This is a genomic window from Methylomicrobium agile, assembly GCF_000733855.1.
Classification (GTDB): domain Bacteria; phylum Pseudomonadota; class Gammaproteobacteria; order Methylococcales; family Methylomonadaceae; genus Methylomicrobium; species Methylomicrobium agile.
The window spans coordinates 640,728-662,977 of sequence record NZ_JPOJ01000001.1 but is presented as its reverse complement, the minus strand read 5'-3'; the positions used below and the strand labels follow the sequence as shown (position 1 = coordinate 662,977).

The window sequence follows — 22,250 nt, the reverse complement described above, 5'->3', positions numbered from 1 at the left end:
GCAGCGCGTGGGAACCAGAACCGACGTATAGACATTTGGCTTTAAAGTTAACGCATCTAATATTTCATTATTTCTTTGAATGATTTTTTGTAAAATGTTGCAAAAAGTCAGATGGACGTAATTTGTTAACGATAAGTGATTCTCTTATTTTAGCTATGTCATGTAACTCATCGTTTACACAAATAGACTTAAAAAAATCGATAACAGATCTTTTTAGTTTTTCAAGCCCGTCTACATCAATAATTCTTATGCATGGATTTGGCGATGCTGCATATTCAAAAACCGTTGAGGGATGTATCATTATGGGAGTCCTTTTACATGTAGAATCATATTCACTTTCGAACCATTCAATTGAGCCATTAAGTTGATTGCAATCATATTTGTTTATTGTTTCTGTCGTGGCACCATTTTTGCACTCAATTACAAAGTAAGTTAAGCCGCCGGTTTCCCATAAAACATCCGGCCCTCTCCGAAATTCATCCTCAGGTCTTTGAGCATTAAAACCAAAATATTGAGCCAACATCTTCAGACTTTCTTCAAAAATATTAGATGTCTCCGGCTTGAATATTAAGTTTTCTAGCAGAGAATTTATTTCAATAATAATTTTATTTGGATTATTGTATTTTGTTTTTAAAAATTCACTACATGCTTTTGCCTGCTCCATTTCTAATGACTCTAGCTTATGATATGAAATTCCATCAAGAGGTTTGAGTATTCTAGTATTAAACGAGCTGGCAGATAATAAGGTTTTTTGCGCTTCTACTTTATCGTATAGATTTATATATTCAGATAAGCATTGCATTAAATAACCTTTTAATGGCTTATCAGTGGTTTCATTTATTAAGTCGCTTAATGTGCTAATCGCGTTTGTATAAATCTTTCTATCTGCATAGTCGTATGAATCGCGTAGTGTTAAAGATATTCGATTAAGATCAGTCTTATCATTGTAAGTCAGAGCCGCAACAGCCCCTTTACTGACAGAAACCCAATCTTTGTTTCGATCAAATAAATACGATAACGTTTCCAAAATTTCTTTAATTCCCTTTCCTTTAATCTGTTCCGATATCTTTTCACTAATATCTAACTGTGCTTTTGTAGCAGGGGAAAACTTATTAATCGCCCCTCTAGCATAAAGCTGACTAGTGAGATTTTTCCCCATTAATAAAACAGCACAATAGTCATCACTCGATCTAATACCTCTACCCATTCCTTGCTCAATGCGTTGGATTATTTGAGAAGATAATCGGCCACTACCCATCAGAATTCCTTGATTCACTTTATCAATTAGATGTCTTACATCTGGCAAGCCATCAATAACTAATAAGCGACAGGAATCTTTAGGCAAATCAATGCCATCATAACGATTAATTAATACTACAAGCCCAACCTTTTCATTTTTTAAACGTTCAACCCCGCTATAAATATTGTCCTTGTTAAGTATTAAATCAGCCTCATCTTGCCAAAACTTAGATCGATATTCTGAAGGAACAATGACTACGACATTGATATGTTGTGACGCACATTTACAAAGATCCTTGATTTGTTCATCAGATAATTCTGGATTAATAACTTGAGGTAGCAATATCATCCTATCGCCGACATCCCCAGCAGAATCAGGGATCACCGCACGGCTTATAGATTCTTCTTTTATTCCAAAATGCGTAGATAGTATTCCATCATCAGCAAGAGTGGCAGTCATAAATACCTTTCTTGCTGCATTGGCAATAGACGGTATCATTTGAATAGGTATGCAATGAGGCGATATTTCAATTTCTTTCACACTGACAATGCATCTGCACAAGTGAAGTGATTCTTTCAGTAAAGGCCAAGTAAACTTAATTTCATTTTCTGTATTTTTATGTTTAATTAAAATACTGCTGGTTTCTTTTATTTTATCTTGCCAAGTCCAAAAAGGTATTTGCATATATGCGCTTGGATCACCTAATTCTATTTCACTCGCTTTGGTCTCACATTGAGTATGCAATGATTCTCGGTAGATATTATAAAGATCGTTATAAGCTTTATTTTGACGACTTATAGTTATTATGAATTGATCTTCAATTGTATCCAAACATGCATGAGCATCATCAATCAACAAAGTCCCAATTTCAATTTTGATTCCTTCGTCGCCAACACCAAATACAGACAATCCATTAACGAGTTTATGGATGCTAACTACCAAAATAGCTTTACCAGATAAAAAAAGTGGCGAGCTCGTCTCTTTTGTTACCTCTATGCCAAGGTCATTTGCTTCTGATAAAACCTGCTCAAGTAAATAATTGTCTGGAACAACATAAACAGCAGGTCCTTTTTTTTCATTCAAGCTGCTTTTCAAAATTAGTAAAGCGACAACTGTTTTTCCGCTACCTGTATTCATTTTCAAAACTAGGTCAGATTCATCTCTTCGTTTAAACCAGTGGTCCCATACTTGAGTTTGAACATCTCTTGGATATTCAAATTTTCCTTCTTTTTTATTTGGTAATGCGACGAAAATTTCTCTAGGCTGTAAAGCAGAATCTACAGTTCCACCGCCAGTTAGTTTTCCAAAATCGATCATCATTACTTTATTCCTTTTATAATTTCATTTATTTTTAAGCTAATCGTTGATTACGCAGCCTTGCCGAAAGAATTTCCGCCACATCTTTAATTTTACCGATCTTGGTTTTGGCGGCGATAAAGCCGACCATGTCGATCAACAACGGCCGGGCTTCCAGGAAGTTGGTGACGTCGGTGTTCAGATAGTCTACGACGACTTGCGGTTCTTTGTCTTGCAGCAATTGTTGCAAGGCAATGATCAATTTTCCGAGATAAGTCGAGCCGATTTCGGTGCTGTCGCCGAGGTCGCGGGATGTGAATTCTTCGATGCTTTTCAAGCGGGCTTTGTTGGGGGCCAGGCTGGCCATCACTTTAGCGTAGTCCTCGACGTGGAACGCTTTGGCGAAGTTTTGATAGTTGTCCAGTTTGCTGCTGCCGGTGGTTTCCATGCCCAGCATGCGCAGGTAGAAGCGTTGGATGCCTTTGATCGCGTTCCAGGTATCGGCTTGCAGGCCTTCGGGAACCAAAAGGCTGTTAGCGGCTTCCGAGGCTTGCTGGACGATTTCGTCGACGACGGTGATTTGGCCTTTTTGGCGCGGGCGCAAGGCAAACGTGGTGACCTCTTCGTCGCCGATATGGGTATAGGCGGTCAGCACTTTCAGCGCGGCCGCGTAGCCCGCCATTTGCAGGTCGGAATCGTTGAAGACCGGTTCGCCGTGCTTGTCTTTCACCTCGTCGTTCAGATGCAGCATTTGCTTGATTTGCGCTTCGACTTCGCGGCGCACGGCAGGCAGGATGCGGTTTTTAAGGAAACTCTGAATAAGTCCTACGCCTGGGATAAAATATCCGCAGCTTGCCATTTTCGATAGGTGCCCGCCATGAAGCAACTCGGACTCAGTGCCCCACTGTTTGTGAAGAAACCGAAACAGACTCGGCGGCAGCAATTTCTCCAAGAGATGGAGCAGGTAGTGCCTTGGAGTTTGTGGACGAGCCGGATAGCGCCGCACTACCCGACAGCGGGCCGAGGCCGCCGCCCCTTTCCCTTGGCGACGATGTTGCGCATTCACCTGATGCAGCAGTGGTTCGGCTATTCCGATCCGGCGATGGAGGAAGTATTGCACGACATGCCGCTGCTGCGCGAGTTTGCCGGGCTCGATGCGGGCGAGGACGCCCTGCCGGATGAAACCACGATCCTCAAGTTCCGGCATCTGCTGGAACGCCATCAGTTGGCACAAACCCTATTTGATGAAACGGCGGCGCTGTTGGCCGAAAAAGGCCTGTTGCTACGGCAAGGCACGATCGTCGATGCGACATTAATCGCTGCCCCGCCGTCCACCAAGAACCGGGCGCGCAAACGGGATGCCGAGATGAGTTCGACCAAGAAAGGGAACAATTACCACTTTGGGATGAAGGCGCACATTGGGGTCGATGCCGAGTCGGGGTTAGTGCATACTGTGGAGATGACCACCGCCAAGGTGGCGGATGGGGTCATGACGGAGGCGTTGCTGCACGGCGAGGAACGGGTCGTGCTGGGCGATCGGGCCTATACCCGCAAGGACCGGAATCTGGCGGCGGATCGCCTGGAAGGTGAGCCGGTTTGGGCCTTTCCGTTCAAGCGGGGGAAGGGTGAGGAGTTGCCGGTAGAGCAAGCCCTTCACAACCACATGCTGGCGCCGTTACGCGCCATGGTCGAACATCCGTTCCGGATCGTCAAGCGCCAGTTCGGCTATACCAAAGTGCGTTACCGGGGGCTGTTCAAGAATGCCCAACAACTCTACTTGCTGTTTGCCCTGGGCAATCTTTATCACGTTCGGCAGGCGCTGCAGCCGACCTAGGGAGACCTTTGTCCTTCGCCCTGGAAAACCGAGAACACTGAGTGAAATCACCCCGATAGCGGGCGCTGCCGGGAAGGATTTGCCCATTTTCGGCGAGGTGCCACGGATGTCGCACGGTGTCGCTTATAAAAACCACTTATTCAGAGCTTCCTTAAAGTTACGGTTCTCGCCGGCAGGACGTTTGCGCAACATTAGAATCACCGTGCCTTGCACGTAACCGCCTTTTTTGAGTTCCGAGGTGGTTTCGGTGGCGATATACCAGGCACCGACGACCTGCAAACCCGCCGCCCAAAAAATGCCGATCATGTCGGACCAGACGGAGGTCGACTGATGGGTGAACATCACGCATTGCATGCCGTTGTTCGGCATGTGTTTCGCCATCGCCGAATAAGCCTCGACCATGCCTCGACGAAAATCGTCGCCGCTGCCTTTGATCGCCAAGGCGCGGCGGGAATCCCAGACCCATTCGTCGAAGGGGGCGGGTGGGTTTTTGCGCAGCCAGGCGATGAAGAATTCGGTGATTTCGTGGTAGTGGACTGCGTCAGCATACGGTGGATCAGTAATCCAAATATCGTTCTCAGATGAAACTTTTTCTACAGCACATGAAATAACATTATTACTACCAATCTTATATTGATATTCTGGGATCTCTATCAAATTACTAGCGTACAGCCAACCTCTTGCTGGATAATTCAAGAACGTATTAAGTGCTTGGCTTTGAAATACCGCTTCCGCGCTCTCTCTTGATGCATTCCAATGTGTGTTTCTTGAACTTCTATTAAATAACGCTGGTAGAAACACAGTACTTTCAGGAAACTTCTTGGATAGGTTGGCGACGATTACATTTAGGAGGATATGTCTTGCATTAAACAAATGATGCCAATAAGTCCAGCCTCGCGTCCGTATCAGTTCGTCCGTCTTGTCGCCCGGCTCGATCACCATATCCGGCACTAAACCCGCAGCCTGCCATTGCGCCAAATTTTCGGCAACGATTGCTTCGACTTGCCGCTCGCAGGCTAAATCTTCTTCAGTGACCGCCGCAAAAAACGTTTCTTTCTGTTTTTTATCCAGACTGTCGGGGGTGATCCATTGAATGCAATACAGGCGTTCTTGAAAAATATCGTCGGGGCGGGGTTTGAAATCGTGCTTTTCCCAGCGCCGAAGTCTATTTTGCGTATTTCCTTCAGAATCGCGGTAATCACCTCGCAGTGTTTTTATGGGTGATTTGTAAGTCTTACCATTCAATGAGTAAATCAGAAAACCGTCTTGAACTGTTCCCCGTTCAGCTAAATCCATTTCTACTTCGGACACACCTGATCTAATTTCAATGTTAAATCGTTTATTTTCATAGTCAGGAATTAAATATGCGCGACAGTCATACCGACGTTTTGAAATTGCGAGAGACGGTAACATTGGAATCATCCAACCTGTCTGAGGGCAACGAGTTTCCAAGCAATATAAATACGCATAAGCGCGATTACCTTTACTATCATGCTCGATGCCCAATTCGGTGATTTCGCTGTCGACCGCTTCGGCAACTTGGCGTTGGGCTTTTTCTATCTCAGCACGTTTTTCCGGCGCCGTGCCGATGATGTTCAACGCGCCCCAGGTCAACATGCAGGCAATCGGATTCAAGTCCGATGCGTAGACGTCGCAGCCGAGCCGCGCCGCCTCGAACGGAATCGAACCGCCCCCGCAGAAGGTATCGCCTACTTTGGGCCGGTGGCCGAAACGCAGCTTGCCGAGCTGTTCAACCAATTCTTGATGCGAATTTGCGTTAATGCCCCATTGCCGGTAATGGGCGTTGACTAAAGGCCAGATGTCGGCAAACAATTCGGTTTGATCGAGTTCTTCCGGGCGTTTACAGAGTACCGCTCGATCTTCATAACTGGATAACGTGCGCAGCATCGCAGTGTACAGTTTCAGTTTTCGCCCTTCAGCCAAATCGCTTTGCCAACGAACGGTAATGCCTTCCTCATCGGAGTCAAAGGGGGCTGTCCACAACTCGACTTGTTCTTCAGTCAGGATGGGCGATTTGATTTTATAGGCGAAATATTCCCATGGGTCGGTTAAATCCAGGGTTTTCAATATCTCCTTGGGCTTAAAGGCATTATTGGCTAAAGCCCGTTTGGCCAAGCCCTCTTCATCGAAAGCCAACAATTTTTCGTAGATTTCGAGGTCTTTTTCGGCATCATCGGTAGGTGGCAACAGACAGCCCAACACAATCGCACGCACCAGAATTAAGGGCTTGCGACCTTTCCAATACGATCCAAGCGCCGTCAATGTTTGTCCCGCACCGGCTTTGCGTTCCCGTTGCGCTTCAAAAGAAACCTTTTGTGCCGGGAATACCGATTCAATCAAAGCTGGGGTACTTTGCAGGGCGAAGGGGATAAGTTGAGTCATAAGTATTTCTGAATTATAAAGAGACTTTCATTTAGCCGTCATTCCGGCAGAGCCTGCCCCGGTCAGGGATTGCCGGAATCCAGTCTACAGGGATGTATTAAGGCTTGCCATCCCTGGCACTGGATGCCCGCTTCCCGGCGGGCATGACGGCGTAACTTGATGACATTGCCATGAATGTTCGTCATTCCGGCATGGACTGCCGGAATCCAGAAGCCAAGGACGGCGAGGCCAGCTCCAGCCACAAGTCGTGCCAAATTGGGTTACTTTGCTCAATCAAACGAATTTTTGCAATACGTGGCCATTTCTTAAGCTGTTTTTCTCTCAAAATGGCGCTTTCCATCTTTTCGTGCACTTCGTACCAAACCAGATCATGAATTCCATAGCGCTTGGTGAAACCCTCAGCCTGTTCATTACGGTGCTGATAAACCCGTCGAATCAGATCAGAAGTCACTCCAATATAAAGTGTGCCGTTACATTGGCTTGCAAGCATATAAACACAAGGCTGTTTATTCATTGACGCTAATCAATACCTGTTTGATGACAGCCGCCGAAACGCGAAAATCCGAATTATGCAGCACTTCAAACACTGCTCGCGCGGATGGAATCAGGCCTTGTTTTTTGGCCAAGCCGATGATGGCCGCCGTGCCGATAACACGCAGCCCTTTCTCCTTGGCCACGGCACGGCCCGCGCGTTCATCCATGACCAATAAAATCTGATCGGGATCACTCAAACCGATATTGATGCAATCGGTTTCACCGGTATCCAGGTCGATGTCCAATTGCGGAGAGATGGGATGCGGCCATACGATTATCCAGCCCTCGGCCATCGCGTGAGCGATCGCTTGTTCTCCCGGTGCGGATTTATCAGGTAGGACTTCCTGTTTAACCGATTCAGGCAATAAAACCTGGCCAAACAGGGTTGGCAGCCAGGCTAAGCCGTCGACTAACGCCAGTCCAATCAAGGGACTGGCGTCTATGATAGCTTTATGCGCCACGAGCTTATTAGACTTGTTTGAGCCATTGCTCAAGGGTGTCTAAATCTTCTTGCACTTCTTCAGCAGTTTGATCGATGACGGGGATGCCTAAACGCGAGAGATGGGCGATAAAGCTGGCCAATGGCATATCTGCCAATTTCGCTGAACGGGCCAGCGATAAATTGCCGTCTTTAAATAAAGCGGTTGCCAGGGCTTTGCGTACTCCCGGCATTCCGATGATTTTGGCAGATTTGAGCCCCACCATGATTGCATCGGGTTCGTTTCTGTTCATGACCAACACCAACTCCTCGTGCGCCATGCGTAACGCTTCGCTGGGGTTATTTTTTAAACCGCTGACATTGACGGTTTTCATAGGTAAGTCTCATAGGAAGATAAGATGGGATCATTATAAGCCTAATTGCCATCTATGGACATCATGTCTGATAAACTTCGTCATGACTGCCGACATTAATCAAAACAATCTCTTTTTCGGTGATGATCATTTCCAGGGTGATCCGATAGCTCAGATTGATCGATACCGAATGCAAGGCGGCCAATTTGCCTTTGAGGGGATGCAAGCGCAGCGACGGATGGAAAGGATTTTGTGACAGCAAACGCAGGGTTTTTCTGTACTGTTCTTTTAACTCCGGGTGTTGCCTGGCAAAGCGCCGAGCGCGCTTTTTGTAGCTATCGGTAAAAATGAGGCTGTAGCTCATTCCGCGAATAGATCGTCTACATGCCGATCGATGTCGTCTTTTGTAAACCGGCCTGACGAAAGATCCTGTTGCGCTTCGTAAAATGCGGCTTCCAGTTCCATTTCGCGCAAATAGTGATAGTGCTCGATTTTCATCACGACAAACGATTCTTTGCCGCGAACGGTAATGACGGCTTCAGGCTGATGAGCAAGGCTTTCTTCCAAACAGGCGATGCCTTTGGTTTTTAAATCATTGGCTGTAATCATCGGAGTCACTCTAAAGATAGTGCGATTAACTATATGATTAAGCGTGCTATCGCGTCAAGTATTCTTACTCAAGATCAAACACACTGAGCATGTCGGGCAGCGTATCCTTTTCCGTTGACTTGACTTTGGATTGCGGCGGCCGGTGCTGGAAAAGCTCGTGCTGTGCAACATCGCCCAAAGCATGCCGCAATGCCAGCCGCCAGCCTTTGTTGCCGTCGTTGATGCCGCCGGTACTGAGTGCCGTCATGCCGAACAGCCACCAGCGTTCTTCCGGCCGCAACGCGAGCCAGTTACGCACGGCAATCGGAATATGGTCGAACTCCATGCCTTCCACCGCCCAAGCTAAAACGCACAACTCTTTACCCAGCAAACGGTCAACGGGATTGGCGCCGACTTTCCAGGTTGATGTTTTGAGATTGCGTTCTTTCAGACGCGCATTAAACGCGCGTTGCACTTCGCCTCGGATGGCTGTCCAGCGCGGGCGTTCCAATAGGACGCGAACGATCAGACTCTGCGACTGATCGTGAGTTTGCATGCCCAAATTTTCGACGATGCCGACACTGCCGGTATTGGTGCGCGGAATCTCCACGATAAAATGATGAGGATTGCTGGTTGCCGGCACGCCGAAACCCAGCGTTTGGTGAACAATGGTCTGCGTCGTGTCTTTCTTGTGCCCTTGAGGGTATTTACTTGTAGTCATTTAGCTATCTTGGATCACGTCGCCCGGCTTAAGTTGCAAACCGCTGAGCTCGGCGAATTCTTTCAAGGCAAAGCCGTCGCCAAATTCGATGCCGCCCACGATATCTATGCTGACTTGAGCCTGATCGTCATTAAGTACCTTGCGTAAGCTGTTGACCGTTTCTTCGATCATTTGCGCGGTGATGCGCCGCTCGTGGAAACGAATTTGCACCGTATTTTCGCCTTCGCCGATTTGGATACGGACGCCTTTCAACAAGGTGGTGTCGCGGTCTCGAAAACGGTTAATCACGCCAAATACTTTTTCAGTGTTGTCGAGATTGACGCGCTTATTCTCCGGGAGTTTAGCCGGTTTGGACTCATCGATTTGGACCCGTTTATCACCGCTCGCCGGAATGCTGAACTCGGCATTTTTGGCGGCTTCTCCGGCTTTGGCATAGACCAGTAGACGATAAGCCTCACTGCCTATTTCAAACGGCGATTCGTAACGGGTGCCTTCTTTGGGATTGCTGCCGTTCAGCGTGTAGTAAAGTTCGGCCGTCGGCACACATTTGAGTTCGATTCGCCGTTTATCGGCCACGACATGCAGTTGATGACGAATCATTAAATCAGCCGTCCAGCGCTTGGGTTCTCCAATTTCATACTGGCCCTCTCTATCAACCGCAAGGAAATATAAAGTCGCCGCATGGGTATTGAAGTTATCCAGGTCGTCAACGACCGGATCAGCCGTTGATACGCTGGAACTCATCGAATAATGCACGACAGGGCTGGCTCCGCAGTTGCGCGGAGTCAGAGTGAGTATGGACTCGCCAGTGTCTTTGTTGGCATTTTGCGGGGTGACGTTGAGGGTGGTTTTTTCCTTCGGGAAGGGGCCTTTTTCAATATAGCCGTCTTCGCCTTGACGCCAGCGGCCTTGTTTGAGCGCTTCGGCTTTGAGCATGTCCATGCCGCCAGTGCCGGGCATCCAGGGCCATTCCGGGTTGTTTTTGGCGCGCATGATCACGTCTTTCCAAGGGGTGCGGCGATCGCGCTCCGGCCACAAATAAACCTCGGCTTGCGCCAAATAATTGTTGATGTCGTTTTTGACATCCAACGCCAATTTGTAATTGGCTCTGGGGCTTGCCAGCAATTCTTCGATTTGTTTTTCCGCCGACTGATCTCCAGTGCCGACTTTGAGACCGTTATCGATCGTGACCATCAACAGCACTTCTTCGCCGGTCATCTCATCGACTCCGGGGAAGTAGAGACGGTTGTATGCTGCGGATAGCGCTTTCATAAAACGCTGCTCACCATCTTCAAAACGATCGCGTGCTTCTTCGAACAGCGTGTCGCCGTCTCTCAAGTGTTTGACGATTTGTTCAATGGCGTAGAGTTCGCGTAAACGTTCTTCGACGATATCGGCAAAATGGCTATCTTGCCCTGACAGTACCAAAAGATTGTTTTTTTCCTGTTGGAACAAGAAAAAATGATTGAGCTGTTGCGGCGGCAATTTGCCGTCCGGCCTTACCACAATCAGTACTCTGGGTCCGGTGAGGCGGATTTCATCCAGCATCGGCAGCACTTTGAGTTCTTGATAGGCGGCTTTTGAGACCGGTTGCAAGATGCCGGTCAAACGGTTGATCAAGGCTTGATCGATTTTAGGCTGGGGAATGTCGCGGGCATTACGCTCGATTTTGCGCGAGAGGTTTTCGGTATCCTTGATGAAGTAACGTTGCTCCTCTCGGTGCAGGTACCAGGCATGTTCTTTGAGCTTTTCCAATGCGGTCACGAATTCATCGGGCTTACGGTTAGGTGCAGCCAAAAACTCAATGATTTCACCTTCGCTTAAACCAATGCGGCCACCGACCGCGCGGGACAGCGAAGCCGCCAGAAGCAGCGTGCCGACTTGACTGGCGGCATCACTGGACATCTGGTCATCGATCGATTCGGCAATCGCGCTGCCACTGTCGGCAATGTCATGACTCAAAGCGGGTTGCAACGATGGGGCAATACGGTTGATTTCATCTTTAACGTCGATGTCGTTCAAATTAAGATGTTGCGAACCAATCAAGAAGACATCGTCCAATGTTCTCTCTTCGACGCTCTTCAGTAGCCGCGCGGCAAACTGCATCAAACCGCGTGTTTGGCGGAAGCCTTCGTTTTCCTTGAACAAGGCCACGAGATGCTTAAAAGCCGGGTGAAAGGGATAGGTTTCACGCACCTGGTCGGCAATTTGTTCGATGCTGGTTGCCGTGATATAGCCACCGTCGGTCGCTGACTTGATACGCAGCGCATATTCCTCGGCCACGTCATTAATCACGCTCTCATCCGGTAAAGTCAGGATCAGGCGTTTCTTCAGGATTTCATAGATTTCATTACCAGCCAATTGGACCGGTGTAATCGTCTTGGCCTGACGACGGGTTTCTTGTTGCAGGTTAGCAATGATCTGGGTCAGGGTTTTAGTTTGAGATGTATAACTTCCGGAAAGATTGGCAATAACGATACAGCAGTTATCCAATTCCAGGGCCGCACTCATCAAGCAGCTGATCGAATATGTCACCATATTGGCTAAAGTCCCTTGGCCGATGACTTGCGTGCTGGCGTTGTCCAAGTACGGCGGCAACTCGTCAATCATGATCAACGTCGGTTCGTTACCGATAATTTCCTTCCATTTCGCTTGGTCGACGCTTTTGGGACCGTTAATCCAGTGCGGTTTGATGGCTTCTTCTTGGCCTAACTGACGAGCAATTTCTCCCCAGATGAAATTGTCCGGATTATTCCGGCCGTTAAAAGCGGCAATCCGGGCTTTGCCAAAGTTGAGACGCGAAGCTAACTCCGTTGGGAGAATTCGTTGGCGTAATTCGGGGTGCTTCGCCAGCAAGCCGAAGGCGATCATCATGTGGGTTTTACCCCCACCCATCGCCTGTGTCAGTTCAAACACGGCCTGATCGGATTGCGCAGACAAACGCAGCATGCCTTCCCTGAACAATTGCTCCATGCCTTGGGTAATGTAATTGCGGGCAAAGAATTCCTGGCCATTGCCTTCGTCGTTGATGAGGTCGGCCAAGTTTTCGATAGCTTGGCTCATGCGATAATCACGAATGATCGGATTGAATGTGCAAGCCTGTTTAACGGTTTTAATCATTGTCCAAGTCCTTGAAGGGCGGATTGCGCAAATTTGGCGAATAGTTCAGAAAGAGGTTGGGCGCGTAGTTTAACGGCTCGGGCAAAAATGCGGTAGTTTTGAAGATATCCCTCGGGCTGTCGCCGGGCCAAGTCTGTTTCTACCACAATGCCTATCTGACGGCAGTGTATCTTCCGGTGTATGTGGCGGTAAGTTGGAAAAAGGGGAGAGCAAAGAACTCTGGATCATTGTCAGCGATCAACCGACCGATGCCGAAACCTTGTGCGAGCATGGCCGCCGGTTCAGCATCGAAGAAACTTTTTGGATCATAAATCCAATGGTTTTCAACGAGAATCATCGAAGCCGCGTGAGACCGCCGTGTCGCAGCGGTTGTGCTTTATATCATGGCGGTGGCCCACGCGGGTGCTGATATGCTGAGGCGTCGCAGCGACCGCCGAAGGCAATCGGAGCTACGTTGATTCACACTGGTTTCAGAGGCAAAGTTACGCGCGCACTTGTGCTCTTAGGGTATCGGTTGAAACTGGATACGACGGACCTTGGCATGCGGCCAAGTGTTGCTTGACGAGCATCAGTTCACGAATTGTTTTTACCGCCCACTCCTTAGCAGGTTTATGGTGAACAATGGCTATATCCGCAGAAGCTCAAACGCTAAAGCTTTCCCCGCAGCCGCAGGTCGCTTTCACATTGGGGTTGTCGAACCGGAACGCTTCATTGATGCCTTCGCGGCGGTAATCGAGTTCCATGCCGTCGATATAGGGCAAGTCGTCCTGCTTTACGATCAGTTTGACCCCGTGTTCCTCGAAGACCGTTTCATTGTCCTGGAGTTGGTCGGCGTATTCGAGGGTATAGGCATAGCCGGAGCAGCCGGATTTTTTGATGCCGAGCTTCAGGCCGACGCCCGTGCCGCGTTTTTCGAGCTGTTTTTTGATCTGCTGAGCCGCTTTTTCGGTGAGTATGATTGCCATGCGTTTTTATCCTTCCTGGTTGACCAGGGTTTGCAATATTTCGATAAACCGGGTGATTTGCTCCGGCGTATTGGAGATGCCCAAGCTGATCCGGATCGCGCTGCGCGCCAGTACCGGGTCGACGCCCATCGCGGTCAGAACGTAGCTGGGCTCCTTGCCGCCGCTCGCGCAGGCGGAACCGCTGGATACCGCGATGCCTTGCCGGTCGAGTTTCATCAGCAGCATTTCGCCGTCGACATTCGGCAGCCCGAACTGGACCGTGTTCGGCAGGCGGGGCGCGTTTTGGGAAAAAATATGAAGCCCCGGAATCGACCGAAGTCCGGTTTCCAGTCGGGTTTTCAAACCGGCTAACTGTTCGCTGCGTTGGGCAAGTTCGGCCTTCGCAAGTTCCGCCGCCTTCCCGAAGCCGACGATCGCGGCGACGTTTTCGGTTCCGGAGCGGTAGTTCTGTTCCTGTCCGCCGCCGAGCAGCAGGGGCGAGAGTTTGACGCCTTTCTCGAAAATCAGCGCGCCAGCGCCTTTCGGTCCGTAAAGCTTGTGGCTGGACAGGGACAGCATTTGAACGCCCAGTGCCTTGAAATCGACCGGAATCTTGCCGGCCGCCTGTACTGCGTCGGTATGCAGCAATATGTTTTGCGTCCGCAAGCGTTCGGCATGGCGGGCGATATCTTGAACTATGCCGGTTTCGTTATTCGCGAGCATGATCGACACCAGTGCCGGTTTTTGAGTATGGATGGCTTCGTCGAGGCTATCCTGCCGAATCAGGCCGTCAGAATCGACGCCCAGGATGGACAAGGGATGGCCTTGCCGATGCAGGCACTCGGCCGGTTCGAGAATGGAGGGGTGCTCGATCGCCGAAACGGCGAGGCCGGCGGCAGGGCCGAGGCTGGCCAAGGCCAGATTGTTCGCTTCGGTGCCGCCGCTGGTGAAAATGACCTGATTTGCCGCAACCCCGACCAGTTCGGCGACCTGCTGACGGGCCGTATCGACCGCGGTACGCGAGAGGCGGCCGAGCTTGTACAGGCCCGAAGCATTGCCGTAAAAGTTTTTCAGGTAAGGCAGCATCGTTTCCAGCACCCGGGGATCGACCGGGGTGGTTGCGTTATGATCCAGATAGATCATTTAGGGTAGGCGCTGATTCCCGTTTGCAGATGAAGTTCGATGACGCGTTGGGCGTCTTGTTCCTGGCGTCTTGCGATTTCCTGTACTGGATGTTTTTCCAGCAGGTCGGCCAGGGTAATCCCTTTCAGATAGCCGCGAATCTGTTCGCTGAGCCCCATCCACAGGTCGTGCGTCAGGCAGGCTTTGTGGTTCTGGCAATTGCCTTCGCCGCCGCATTTGGTCGTATCGATCTGTTCGTCGACCGCCGCGATGATGTCGGCGATATTGATGGTATTTGCTTTGTTCGCTAGGGTATAGCCGCCGCCCGGGCCGCGCACGCCTTTGACCATGCCGGCGCGGCGCAGGCGGGCGAACAACTGTTCGAGATAGGAGAGGGAAATGGTTTGTCGAGTCGCGATGTCGGTCAGCGTCACAGGCGCTTTCTGGCTGTGAAAAGCCAGATCGAGCATCGCGGTTACCGCATAGCGGCCTTTGGTAGTCAAGCGCACAACATCATCCTTCAGAAAGATTAACGTGAACCCGATTTTAATCTTAACCGATTAAATTAGTCAACATTTAAACCTTAGCATTTTTGTCGTTAATCGTGCTTGGGTTCGTTCTGGTAGCCGTCCTCGATTTCGCATCCCTCCAGCCTTGGAATCGGCGGCGGTTCGGGGTAGTGGATGCCGGCTTCGTCGAGCGCCTTTTTCATGGTTTCGAGCTGTTGGTCCATCGCATGGATATGGTCGAGCATCCGGTTGATTGCGTTCGCGACCGGGTCGGGCATGTCGGCCTTCGCGCCGTAGGGGTCGAAGCCCATCCGGTAGGCGATCGCTTCCCGCTCCGCTTTTTCTTTTTTGATGTTCGGATCGATCAGATGGCCCGGAATGCCGACCACGGTCGCACCGGCCGGCACCGGCTTCAGGACGACCGAATTCGAGCCGACCCGGGCGCCTTCGCCGATGTCGATCGGGCCCAGGATTTTCGCGCCGGCGCCGACCACGACGCCGTCGTGCAGGGTGGGGTGGCGCTTGCCTTTCTTCCACGAGGTACCGCCGAGCGTGACGCCGTGATAGAGCGTGCAGTCGTCGCCGATCACAGCCGTTTCGCCGATCACCACGCCCATCCCGTGATCGATGAAAAAACGCCGGCCGATCCGGGCGCCCGGGTGAATTTCGATCCCGGTCAGCCAGCGCGCGATATGCGAAATGAAACGCGCCAGCCAGCGGTAGCCGGCTGTCCAGCAACGATGGCTGAGACGGTGAATCAGTACCGCATGAAAGCCGGGGTAAGCGGTGATCACTTCCCAGACCGACTGCGCGGCCGGGTCGCGTTCGAAAACGCAGGCGATGTCTTCTTTGACTCTGTCGATGATGGCGTTCATGTGCTCTGGTGATTTATTGTTTCCGGCTTTTTTTATGACCTTGCGACATTCTCAGAATGCCCCGCAAGATATCGACTTCCTTGGTGTCGAGTTCGATCCGGTTATAAATCCTGCGCAGTCGTCGCATGATCGATTCGGATTTGCCGGGCTGGGCGAAATCGATGTCGACCAGCGTTTCGTGAAGATGATCGTAAAAGGATTCCATCTGTTCCGCGGTTGCCAAGGGACATTCGCCCCGGTCGCCGATCGCCTTGCGTTCGCCGCCGCCGGCCGCCACGAACAGTTCGTAGCAGATGACTTGCACCGCGGCGGCCAGATTCAGCGAACTGAAGTGGGGATTGCAGGGAATGTGCAACAGATATCGGCACATGTCGAGTTCTTCGTTGGTCAGACCCGAGTGTTCGCGGCCGAATACGATCGCGATCTGCTCGTCCGGATGCTTGGCGAAGATTTCCTCCGCGCACTGCCGGGGCGTCAGTTCCGGCCAACTGATCGTGCGTGAGCGCGCGCTGGCGCCGAACACGACCTGACAGTCCGCGATCGCTTCGCGCAGGGTGTCGCAGACCCTTGCCCGGGACAGGAGGTCGTCCGCCCCCGAGGCGCGCGAGGTCGCGTCCGCGCTCGGGAAAATTTTCGGCGCGACCAGCCTGAGGCTGGTCATCCGCATGTTTTTCATCGCCCGTGCAACTGCGCCGATATTGCCGGGGTGTGTGGTTCCGACCAGAACGATATGGATATGGGACAGCAACGCGGTGCCTCGTCATTCAAAAAACGCTCAAGTTTATCAAAAGTTTTGGTATCCTATAACGATTTATCCGCTCATTTTCAATTCCGCTTATGCAACCGATGCTCAACATTGCCGTCCGCGCCGCCCGAAGCGCGGGCGACCTGATTTTGCGCTCGACCGACGCCATCGGTCATCTTCAAGTCGATCAAAAAGGTAGAAACGACTACGCCAGCGAAGTCGACCGCAAGGCGGAACGCGAAATCATCAACATTATCCGCACGGCCTATCCCGATCATGCGATCCTGGCCGAAGAAAGCGGCGCGCACCAGGGCAACGAGTTCGCCTGGGTGATCGATCCGCTGGACGGCACGACCAATTTTCTGCACGGTTTTCCGCAGTTTGCGGTTTCGATTGCGTTGAAACACAAAGGCCGGCTCGAAGTGGCGGTGATCTACGATCCGCTGCGCGACGAACTGTTTACCGCCAAACGCGGCGGCGGCGCGATGCTGAACAACCGGCGGATTCGCGTGACCAAACAAAGCGCGATGAAAGGCGCGCTGATCGGCACCGGTTTTCCGTTCAAGACCGAGCGGCATCTGGACGCCTACGTAGGGATGTTCAAAGCGATGACGACCGATTCCGCCGGCATTCGCCGGGCCGGTTCCGCGGCACTCGACCTGGCCTATGTCGCCGCGGGACGCCTGGACGGCTTCTGGGAAATCGGATTGATGGAATGGGATATGGCGGCGGGGGTCCTGCTGATCAAGGAAGCCGGTGGCGTCGTGACCGATTTTTCGTTCAACGACGGCTATCTCGAAAACGGCAACCTGATCGCCGGCAATCCGAAAATGCATCAGGTCATGTACAAGCTGATCGAGCCTCATGTGACCGACAGCTTGCGATAAAAAGCAGTATTTGGCGGTTTTTTCAAATTAAAGGGCGGAAAGATTCCGCCCTTTTTCGTTTTAGGGATTGTGGACGCGCTACAGCGGCGGGCAGCTTGCAGGAATGCCGGGATCGGCGGTATCGGCCAACCTGAAAATCCATCGGCAGCGCGTGACTTCGGGTCTGTCGTTGGGATTGTTGGGGTCGTCGGTCTGATCGGTGTAGATGGACAGGCCGGTCAATGAACCGGTGCCTCTGTTTGGGTTTACGACCGCGTTCAGGTCGGTAATCTCGGAAACGCCGGACGTAATATCCGCCTTGGTTGCGCAGTCGGCGATCGCGGCATGGCCCCGGGTGGTCGGCCGGGTAATACTGTCGATGGTGAAACCGGTGAAAGTGGCCGCCAGCTCTTCACCATCGAGCCATTGAACGGATAAGCGGCTGCCATCCGGTGGCTGGCTGATTCTCAGGCTTTGGGGCGGCTGGCTTCTGTTCGGCTGTACAAAAGAAAAGTTTATTCCGTCGAATCCGGAGCATCTGAACCTGCCTGTCCATGTTCCCGTCAGGTTGACCGCCCCGGCGGAAAAGGAAAAAGACAGCAAAAGGATCGGTAAAACCATAAAGCGCAGTGATTTCATAACTTCCTCCCTAAATCAATCGTCTAACTTCTTTGTCAGAGTCGGCCATATTACTCGTGCGGTTTTGGGGAGTCAACTGACAGCGCAAAGCTGACAGGGCAATCGCGCTGTGTCTTGTTTTCCGAAGACCCGTGTTGCGGGGCAGCGCTCCAAACGCCGGGCGGGATATTTATCCCGTCCGTACCGTTCGGCGCTGTCCCCAAAGGCCGGTTTGCCAGTGATTTCGAACCATTCAAACCGACTGCCCCGCTTCGCTAAAATACGGATTAAGAGTTAAAGGCTGTTTACGCTGTGAAAGCCCCCTATAAAAATCCCCCCTGCCCCCCTTTTTCAAAGGGGGAAGCGGCATTCCTTTTAAGTACGTATGCAAAATAAACCCGGTATTTTTTCAGGGAGCTTTGTGAATGTTACTTATAAAATCAATGAGTTATCTTGAGTGCGTTAGCCGGATAAATATGCATAGGTACTTATAAGGAGGGAAAGCGGCATTGTCAAAGGGGACAGGCGTGGCCTAGCGCTTCACTCATTCTCAAACGGGAAGACGACATCCCTCTCCTTTGAAAAAAGGGGGGGATTTGCTCTGCAAACAGTGGATGGAGCAACGCTGTTACAACGCTCAATTCGCATTAAAACGTGCGGACGGGTTAAAAACCCGTCCGGCGGATTTCACCATAGCGCGATTGCCCTGGCAAAACTGAGTATTGAAATTCTCCGGACGTTCCGGGATCGGCGCTGCCAGCTCATGCTCAAAGTGAGCCATTTCACACAGTAGCCTATGGGAAATAACACACTTTTAATATTCCTTATAGTTTATATGGTTGAAAACATTAGAAAATTATAATGGCATAATATCTGCTTAATGTATCCCTGCATGGCACTGTTTAAGTGTCGTGACCGACTTCGGCTTTCGCAATTCCCGGATCAGGCGACAGCGCATCCGGGAGCTACGCGATAACGGTTTAATTTATTTTTAGGGATACCCATGAAATACAACAATAAATTTAAAAGTTTGGCATTGATTTCAGTAGCTGCTGGCCTGTTTTTCGCCAACCCCCTCCAAGCTGCTACAGCTATATCTGGCACTTTTTTTGACAAAAACAATACGTCAGCGGACATGACTGTTCGCGCCTATTCCTGGTACAACCTCAGTATGGGCTATCTGGGCTGGACGCATCACTCGAACTGGGGATTCGTCAAGCTGAAGAAAGGCAAGCCGATCACCATTGAGCTGACTACGGAAGTCAGCGGTTTGCACCCGTCAATCACGGTATGGTACCGGGCGGGAGCCAAAAATCCAAAGACGCTTCCTTATATGAACGGCCACGCCTACAAGCAGTTCGGCGATATTTACGAGCCGAACGCCGAAGCCACCGATGCCGAGAACAACCCGGTCAAGGTCGGCAATATCATCATGAAGTTTATTACCAACGGGTTTGACCGCGACGGAATGGGCGACGCCTTACCGGCTGAGTACGACCAGTCTCAGTTGTACCGGGTGATGGACGGTGTGCCAGGAAAGCTGGCGATTACCTTTACCCCGCCTGAAAACGGCTGGTATCAATTCGTCGTTGGGGCGATCAATCCGGATATCGATTCGACGGCTTACGGTTCCGGCCCAGGTTCCGGCGCCGGTCCCGCGACTGCGCATACTGTCCATATAGAAGTCAGTATCCCGTAATCGAGATCGTAAAAAGGGATTACCTCGCCACAGGGAGGAGGCCGGGAGGCCTCCTCCTTTTTTATTTTGGAATCATCATGTTCTGCTTTATCCAAAAAGTTTTATCCGGTATTGCCCCATGTGTTTATGCGTTAATTTTGTTATGTGCCTTAGCCGATGCCGTATTTGCCCACGGCGCACTGTCCGATCAAGTCATGAAAGGCTTTAAGGTTCCGGCGACGCCCAAGTTGATCGGGAAGTCGGCAATCGTCGTCGATCAACAGGCCGCCGTCCAGCTCGGCAAGGCCCTGTTTTGGGACGAAAACGTCGGCAGCAACGGAACCGCATGCGCTTCATGCCATTTTCATGCCGGATCGGATATTCGCCATATTAACCAGCTGAATCCCGGTCAAGCGCACACCGCCAATGCCGGCGGCACCGCGAAAACTTTCGAATTGCCATCGGGCAATGAGGGCAATGACGCCGGGCCGGACTATGAATTGAAAGCCGGCGATTTTCCGTTTTTCCGCTTTGCCGATGTGGACGACATCGCCACCTTGACGGCATCGACCGACGACGTGGCCGGTTCTTCCGGAGAGCCACAGCAGCAATTTGTGGCGGTCAATGCGACGGGCATTAATGCGGGCATTAATAACGATCAATGCGATTCCGAGTTGAGCGAGATTTTCCATACGGATGGTCTGAATACTCGCCAGGTCACCAAGCGCAATGCGCCGACGGTAATCAATGCCGCATTCAACTTCCGCAATTTTTGGGACGGCCGCGCAAACAACGTATTCAACGGCCAATCGCCGTTCGGATTGCGCGATACAGGCGCCAAAATCTGGCTTGCGAAAGGCACGAAAAAGGTTAAGGCCGCGCGGTTGGTGCTGGAAAACGCCTCGCTGGCATCCCAGGCCGTCGGTCCTCCTCTAGATATGGTGGAAATGTCCTGCAAGGGGCGCAGTTTCGCCGACATCGGCCGAAAATTGCTGCGGCGCAGGGCGCTGGAGTCGCAGGCGGTGCATCCCGAAGACAGCGTGCTTGCCGGTCTGCGCGACCCGTCCGGCACCGGTTTGACGTTAACCTACGACGAATTGATCAAAAAGGCGTTTAACAAGAAATATTGGAGGAGTGCCGCTGCCATCGAGCTGGTGAAGGATTCGGGGCAATTCTATTCGCAAATGGAAGCTAATTTTGCGATGTTCTTTGGCCTGGCTATCCAACAATACGAGAATACTTTGATTTCCGACGATGCGTTGTTCGACCGGGAGGTCGACGACGACACCGGTTTCCCGGCCGGATTTACGGAGGCGCAGCAACGGGGCTTTCAAGTGTTCAACGATGCCCATTGCAACAATTGTCATTCCGGCCCGACGTTTTCGTCGGCGGCAAGCCAGCAGATTTTCTTGAACACCACCAAGAAACCCAAATATCTCAAGCTGGTGAACCGCGATGTGCTGGGCGAGCAGGTCAGTGGTTTCGGTACCGATAGCAGTTTGTTCGATATCGGTTTCGCCATTACCAGCGTTGCGCCGACTGCTTACGACGTTGGGCTGGGCGGGACTGACCCGTTCGGCAATCCGCTCTCGTTCACTAAACAATACATCGACGTTCTCGCCGGCAATGCCAAAAAAATGCTCGATCCGGTTATTGTAGCCAGTTGCGACATGGTTGATCCGTTTACGGAGGATTATCTAGCCGGCCAGCTGATCAATGATAAAGCGGGTAAAAAAGTTTGCAAGGGCGCTGGAAAAAAACAAGCCAAAATTCCTACCCCTGAAATCGTTGCCGCGGAGCTGGCAAAAGCCGGTCAAGGCCGGCTTTCCGACGGAATCAACGCCGCGTTTAAAATCCCGACGCTGCGTAATGTCGAACTGACTGGGCCGTACATGCACAACGGAGGAATGAAGTCGCTGGAAGAGGTCGTCGAATTTTATAATCGCGGGGGAAATCTGACTAATCCGCGCCATTCGACGACACTGGTGTTTTTCCAGGGCATGTCGGAGCAGGACAAGTCCGATCTGGTGGCCTTTCTGAAGACGCTGACCGACGAACGTGTGCGCTGGGAGCGCGCCCCGTTCGATCATCCCGCGCTTCAGGTTCCGCACGGGCATGAAGGCGGGGAGAATCCGCTGGGCTCAGGGCTGGCCGGGGATCGTTTTCTCGAGGTGCCGGCGGTTGGCCGGAATGGGCGTACGCCAGAAATGGGACCTTTAAAGGCGTTCGACAGTTACCTTGAGCCCTGAGGGCTGAGCCGGGGCAAGCCTTCTCTCCGACCATTGGGTAGGTCGGGTTAGCGAAGCGTAACCCGACATTTCGAAGCCGTGGTTGCGGGGTTTTCTCGTTCCCACGCGCCAGTTCC

The 22,250-nt window shown here is 51.3% G+C and carries 21 protein-coding genes; 4 read left to right on the top strand and 17 right to left on the bottom strand.

Annotation, left to right across the window (positions count from 1 at the left end; genetic code table 11):
* Nucleotides 1–67: 67 nt before the first annotated feature.
* Together CC94_RS0103065 and CC94_RS0103060 are read right to left on the bottom strand one after the other, a co-directional pair.
* On the bottom strand, nucleotides 68–2,560 hold the full coding sequence (locus CC94_RS0103065; protein WP_005373836.1) for a DEAD/DEAH box helicase: 2,493 nt from the start codon (nucleotides 2,558–2,560) through the stop codon (nucleotides 68–70).
* Nucleotides 2,561–2,591: 31 nt separating this feature from the next.
* Nucleotides 2,592–3,320 carry a hypothetical protein gene (locus CC94_RS0103060; protein WP_031429775.1) on the bottom strand — a complete coding sequence of 243 codons (729 nt, stop codon included), beginning with the start codon at nucleotides 3,318–3,320 and terminating at the stop codon, nucleotides 2,592–2,594.
* 93 nt (nucleotides 3,321–3,413) lie between these two features.
* Between CC94_RS0103060 and CC94_RS0103055 the strand changes: the two genes are divergently transcribed.
* Nucleotides 3,414–4,370, top strand: coding sequence for an IS5 family transposase (locus tag CC94_RS0103055; RefSeq protein WP_005369238.1), 957 nt, complete (start codon nucleotides 3,414–3,416; stop codon nucleotides 4,368–4,370).
* Between the two features lie 123 nt (nucleotides 4,371–4,493).
* On the opposite strand, the gene CC94_RS0103050 is transcribed toward CC94_RS0103055, so the two are convergent.
* The 14 genes from CC94_RS0103050 to CC94_RS0102985 form a co-directional block, all read right to left on the bottom strand.
* Complete coding sequence (locus tag CC94_RS0103050; protein ID WP_084675285.1) at nucleotides 4,494–6,773, bottom strand: anti-phage-associated DUF1156 domain-containing protein; 2,280 nt, start codon at nucleotides 6,771–6,773, stop codon at nucleotides 4,494–4,496.
* A 181-nt stretch (nucleotides 6,774–6,954) separates the two neighbouring features.
* Nucleotides 6,955–7,287 carry a GIY-YIG nuclease family protein gene (locus tag CC94_RS0103045; RefSeq protein WP_005373830.1) on the bottom strand — a complete coding sequence of 111 codons (333 nt, stop codon included), beginning with the start codon at nucleotides 7,285–7,287 and terminating at the stop codon, nucleotides 6,955–6,957.
* Complete coding sequence (locus tag CC94_RS0103040) at nucleotides 7,280–7,768, bottom strand: PIN domain-containing protein (RefSeq protein ID WP_005373829.1); 489 nt, start codon at nucleotides 7,766–7,768, stop codon at nucleotides 7,280–7,282. Before CC94_RS0103040 ends, CC94_RS0103045 begins: the two co-directional genes overlap by 8 nt.
* 7 nt (nucleotides 7,769–7,775) lie before the next feature.
* The gene (locus CC94_RS0103035) at nucleotides 7,776–8,120 is read right to left on the bottom strand and encodes a UPF0175 family protein (RefSeq protein ID WP_005373827.1); all 345 of its coding nucleotides are present in this window, start codon (nucleotides 8,118–8,120) and stop codon (nucleotides 7,776–7,778) included.
* A gap of 61 nt (nucleotides 8,121–8,181) precedes the next feature.
* Nucleotides 8,182–8,463, bottom strand: coding sequence for a type II toxin-antitoxin system RelE/ParE family toxin (locus tag CC94_RS0103030; RefSeq protein WP_005373825.1), 282 nt, complete (start codon nucleotides 8,461–8,463; stop codon nucleotides 8,182–8,184).
* Nucleotides 8,460–8,708 carry a hypothetical protein gene (locus tag CC94_RS0103025; RefSeq protein ID WP_005373823.1) on the bottom strand — a complete coding sequence of 83 codons (249 nt, stop codon included), beginning with the start codon at nucleotides 8,706–8,708 and terminating at the stop codon, nucleotides 8,460–8,462. Before CC94_RS0103025 ends, CC94_RS0103030 begins: the two co-directional genes overlap by 4 nt.
* A gap of 64 nt (nucleotides 8,709–8,772) precedes the next feature.
* Entirely contained in the window at nucleotides 8,773–9,408 is a 636-nt protein-coding gene (locus tag CC94_RS0103020; protein ID WP_005373821.1) for an anti-phage-associated DUF3780 domain-containing protein, read from the bottom strand.
* A complete protein-coding gene (locus CC94_RS0103015; protein WP_005373819.1) occupies nucleotides 9,409–12,528 on the bottom strand; it encodes an anti-phage-associated DUF499 domain-containing protein in 3,120 nt (1,039 codons plus the stop codon).
* 151 nt (nucleotides 12,529–12,679) lie between these two features.
* Nucleotides 12,680–12,865, bottom strand: coding sequence for a hypothetical protein (locus tag CC94_RS0103010; protein WP_031429772.1), 186 nt, complete (start codon nucleotides 12,863–12,865; stop codon nucleotides 12,680–12,682).
* 304 nt (nucleotides 12,866–13,169) lie between these two features.
* Nucleotides 13,170–13,493 (bottom strand): HesB/IscA family protein, encoded by a 324-nt coding sequence (locus CC94_RS0103005; protein ID WP_005373818.1) that lies wholly within the window; start codon nucleotides 13,491–13,493, stop codon nucleotides 13,170–13,172.
* A gap of 6 nt (nucleotides 13,494–13,499) precedes the next feature.
* Nucleotides 13,500–14,615: a cysteine desulfurase family protein gene (locus CC94_RS0103000; RefSeq protein WP_031429770.1), complete on the bottom strand. Its 1,116-nt coding sequence runs from the start codon at nucleotides 14,613–14,615 to the stop codon at nucleotides 13,500–13,502.
* Nucleotides 14,612–15,103: a Fe-S cluster assembly transcriptional regulator IscR gene (iscR, locus tag CC94_RS0102995; protein ID WP_031429769.1), complete on the bottom strand. Its 492-nt coding sequence runs from the start codon at nucleotides 15,101–15,103 to the stop codon at nucleotides 14,612–14,614. The genes CC94_RS0103000 and iscR overlap by 4 nt, the downstream gene beginning before the upstream one ends.
* Before the next feature lie 89 nt (nucleotides 15,104–15,192).
* Entirely contained in the window at nucleotides 15,193–15,978 is a 786-nt protein-coding gene (gene cysE / locus CC94_RS0102990) for a serine O-acetyltransferase (RefSeq protein WP_031429767.1), read from the bottom strand.
* Nucleotides 15,979–15,991: 13 nt separating this feature from the next.
* Entirely contained in the window at nucleotides 15,992–16,726 is a 735-nt protein-coding gene (locus tag CC94_RS0102985) for an RNA methyltransferase (RefSeq protein WP_031429766.1), read from the bottom strand.
* Nucleotides 16,727–16,815: 89 nt separating this feature from the next.
* Here CC94_RS0102985 and CC94_RS0102980 point away from each other — a divergent pair, with 89 nt between their 5' ends.
* Nucleotides 16,816–17,610, top strand: coding sequence for an inositol monophosphatase family protein (locus CC94_RS0102980; protein WP_031429765.1), 795 nt, complete (start codon nucleotides 16,816–16,818; stop codon nucleotides 17,608–17,610).
* Nucleotides 17,611–17,688: 78 nt separating this feature from the next.
* Here the strand turns inward: CC94_RS0102980 and CC94_RS0102975 are convergent, their stop codons facing one another.
* Nucleotides 17,689–18,228: a hypothetical protein gene (locus CC94_RS0102975; protein WP_005373809.1), complete on the bottom strand. Its 540-nt coding sequence runs from the start codon at nucleotides 18,226–18,228 to the stop codon at nucleotides 17,689–17,691.
* A gap of 982 nt (nucleotides 18,229–19,210) precedes the next feature.
* Between CC94_RS0102975 and corA the strand changes: the two genes are divergently transcribed.
* The gene (gene corA / locus CC94_RS0102970) at nucleotides 19,211–19,906 is read left to right on the top strand and encodes a copper(I)-binding protein CorA (RefSeq protein WP_157203360.1); all 696 of its coding nucleotides are present in this window, start codon (nucleotides 19,211–19,213) and stop codon (nucleotides 19,904–19,906) included.
* A 194-nt stretch (nucleotides 19,907–20,100) separates the two neighbouring features.
* A complete protein-coding gene (locus tag CC94_RS0102965; protein ID WP_342666500.1) occupies nucleotides 20,101–22,134 on the top strand; it encodes a cytochrome-c peroxidase in 2,034 nt (677 codons plus the stop codon).
* The last annotated feature ends 116 nt before the right edge of the window (nucleotides 22,135–22,250 follow it).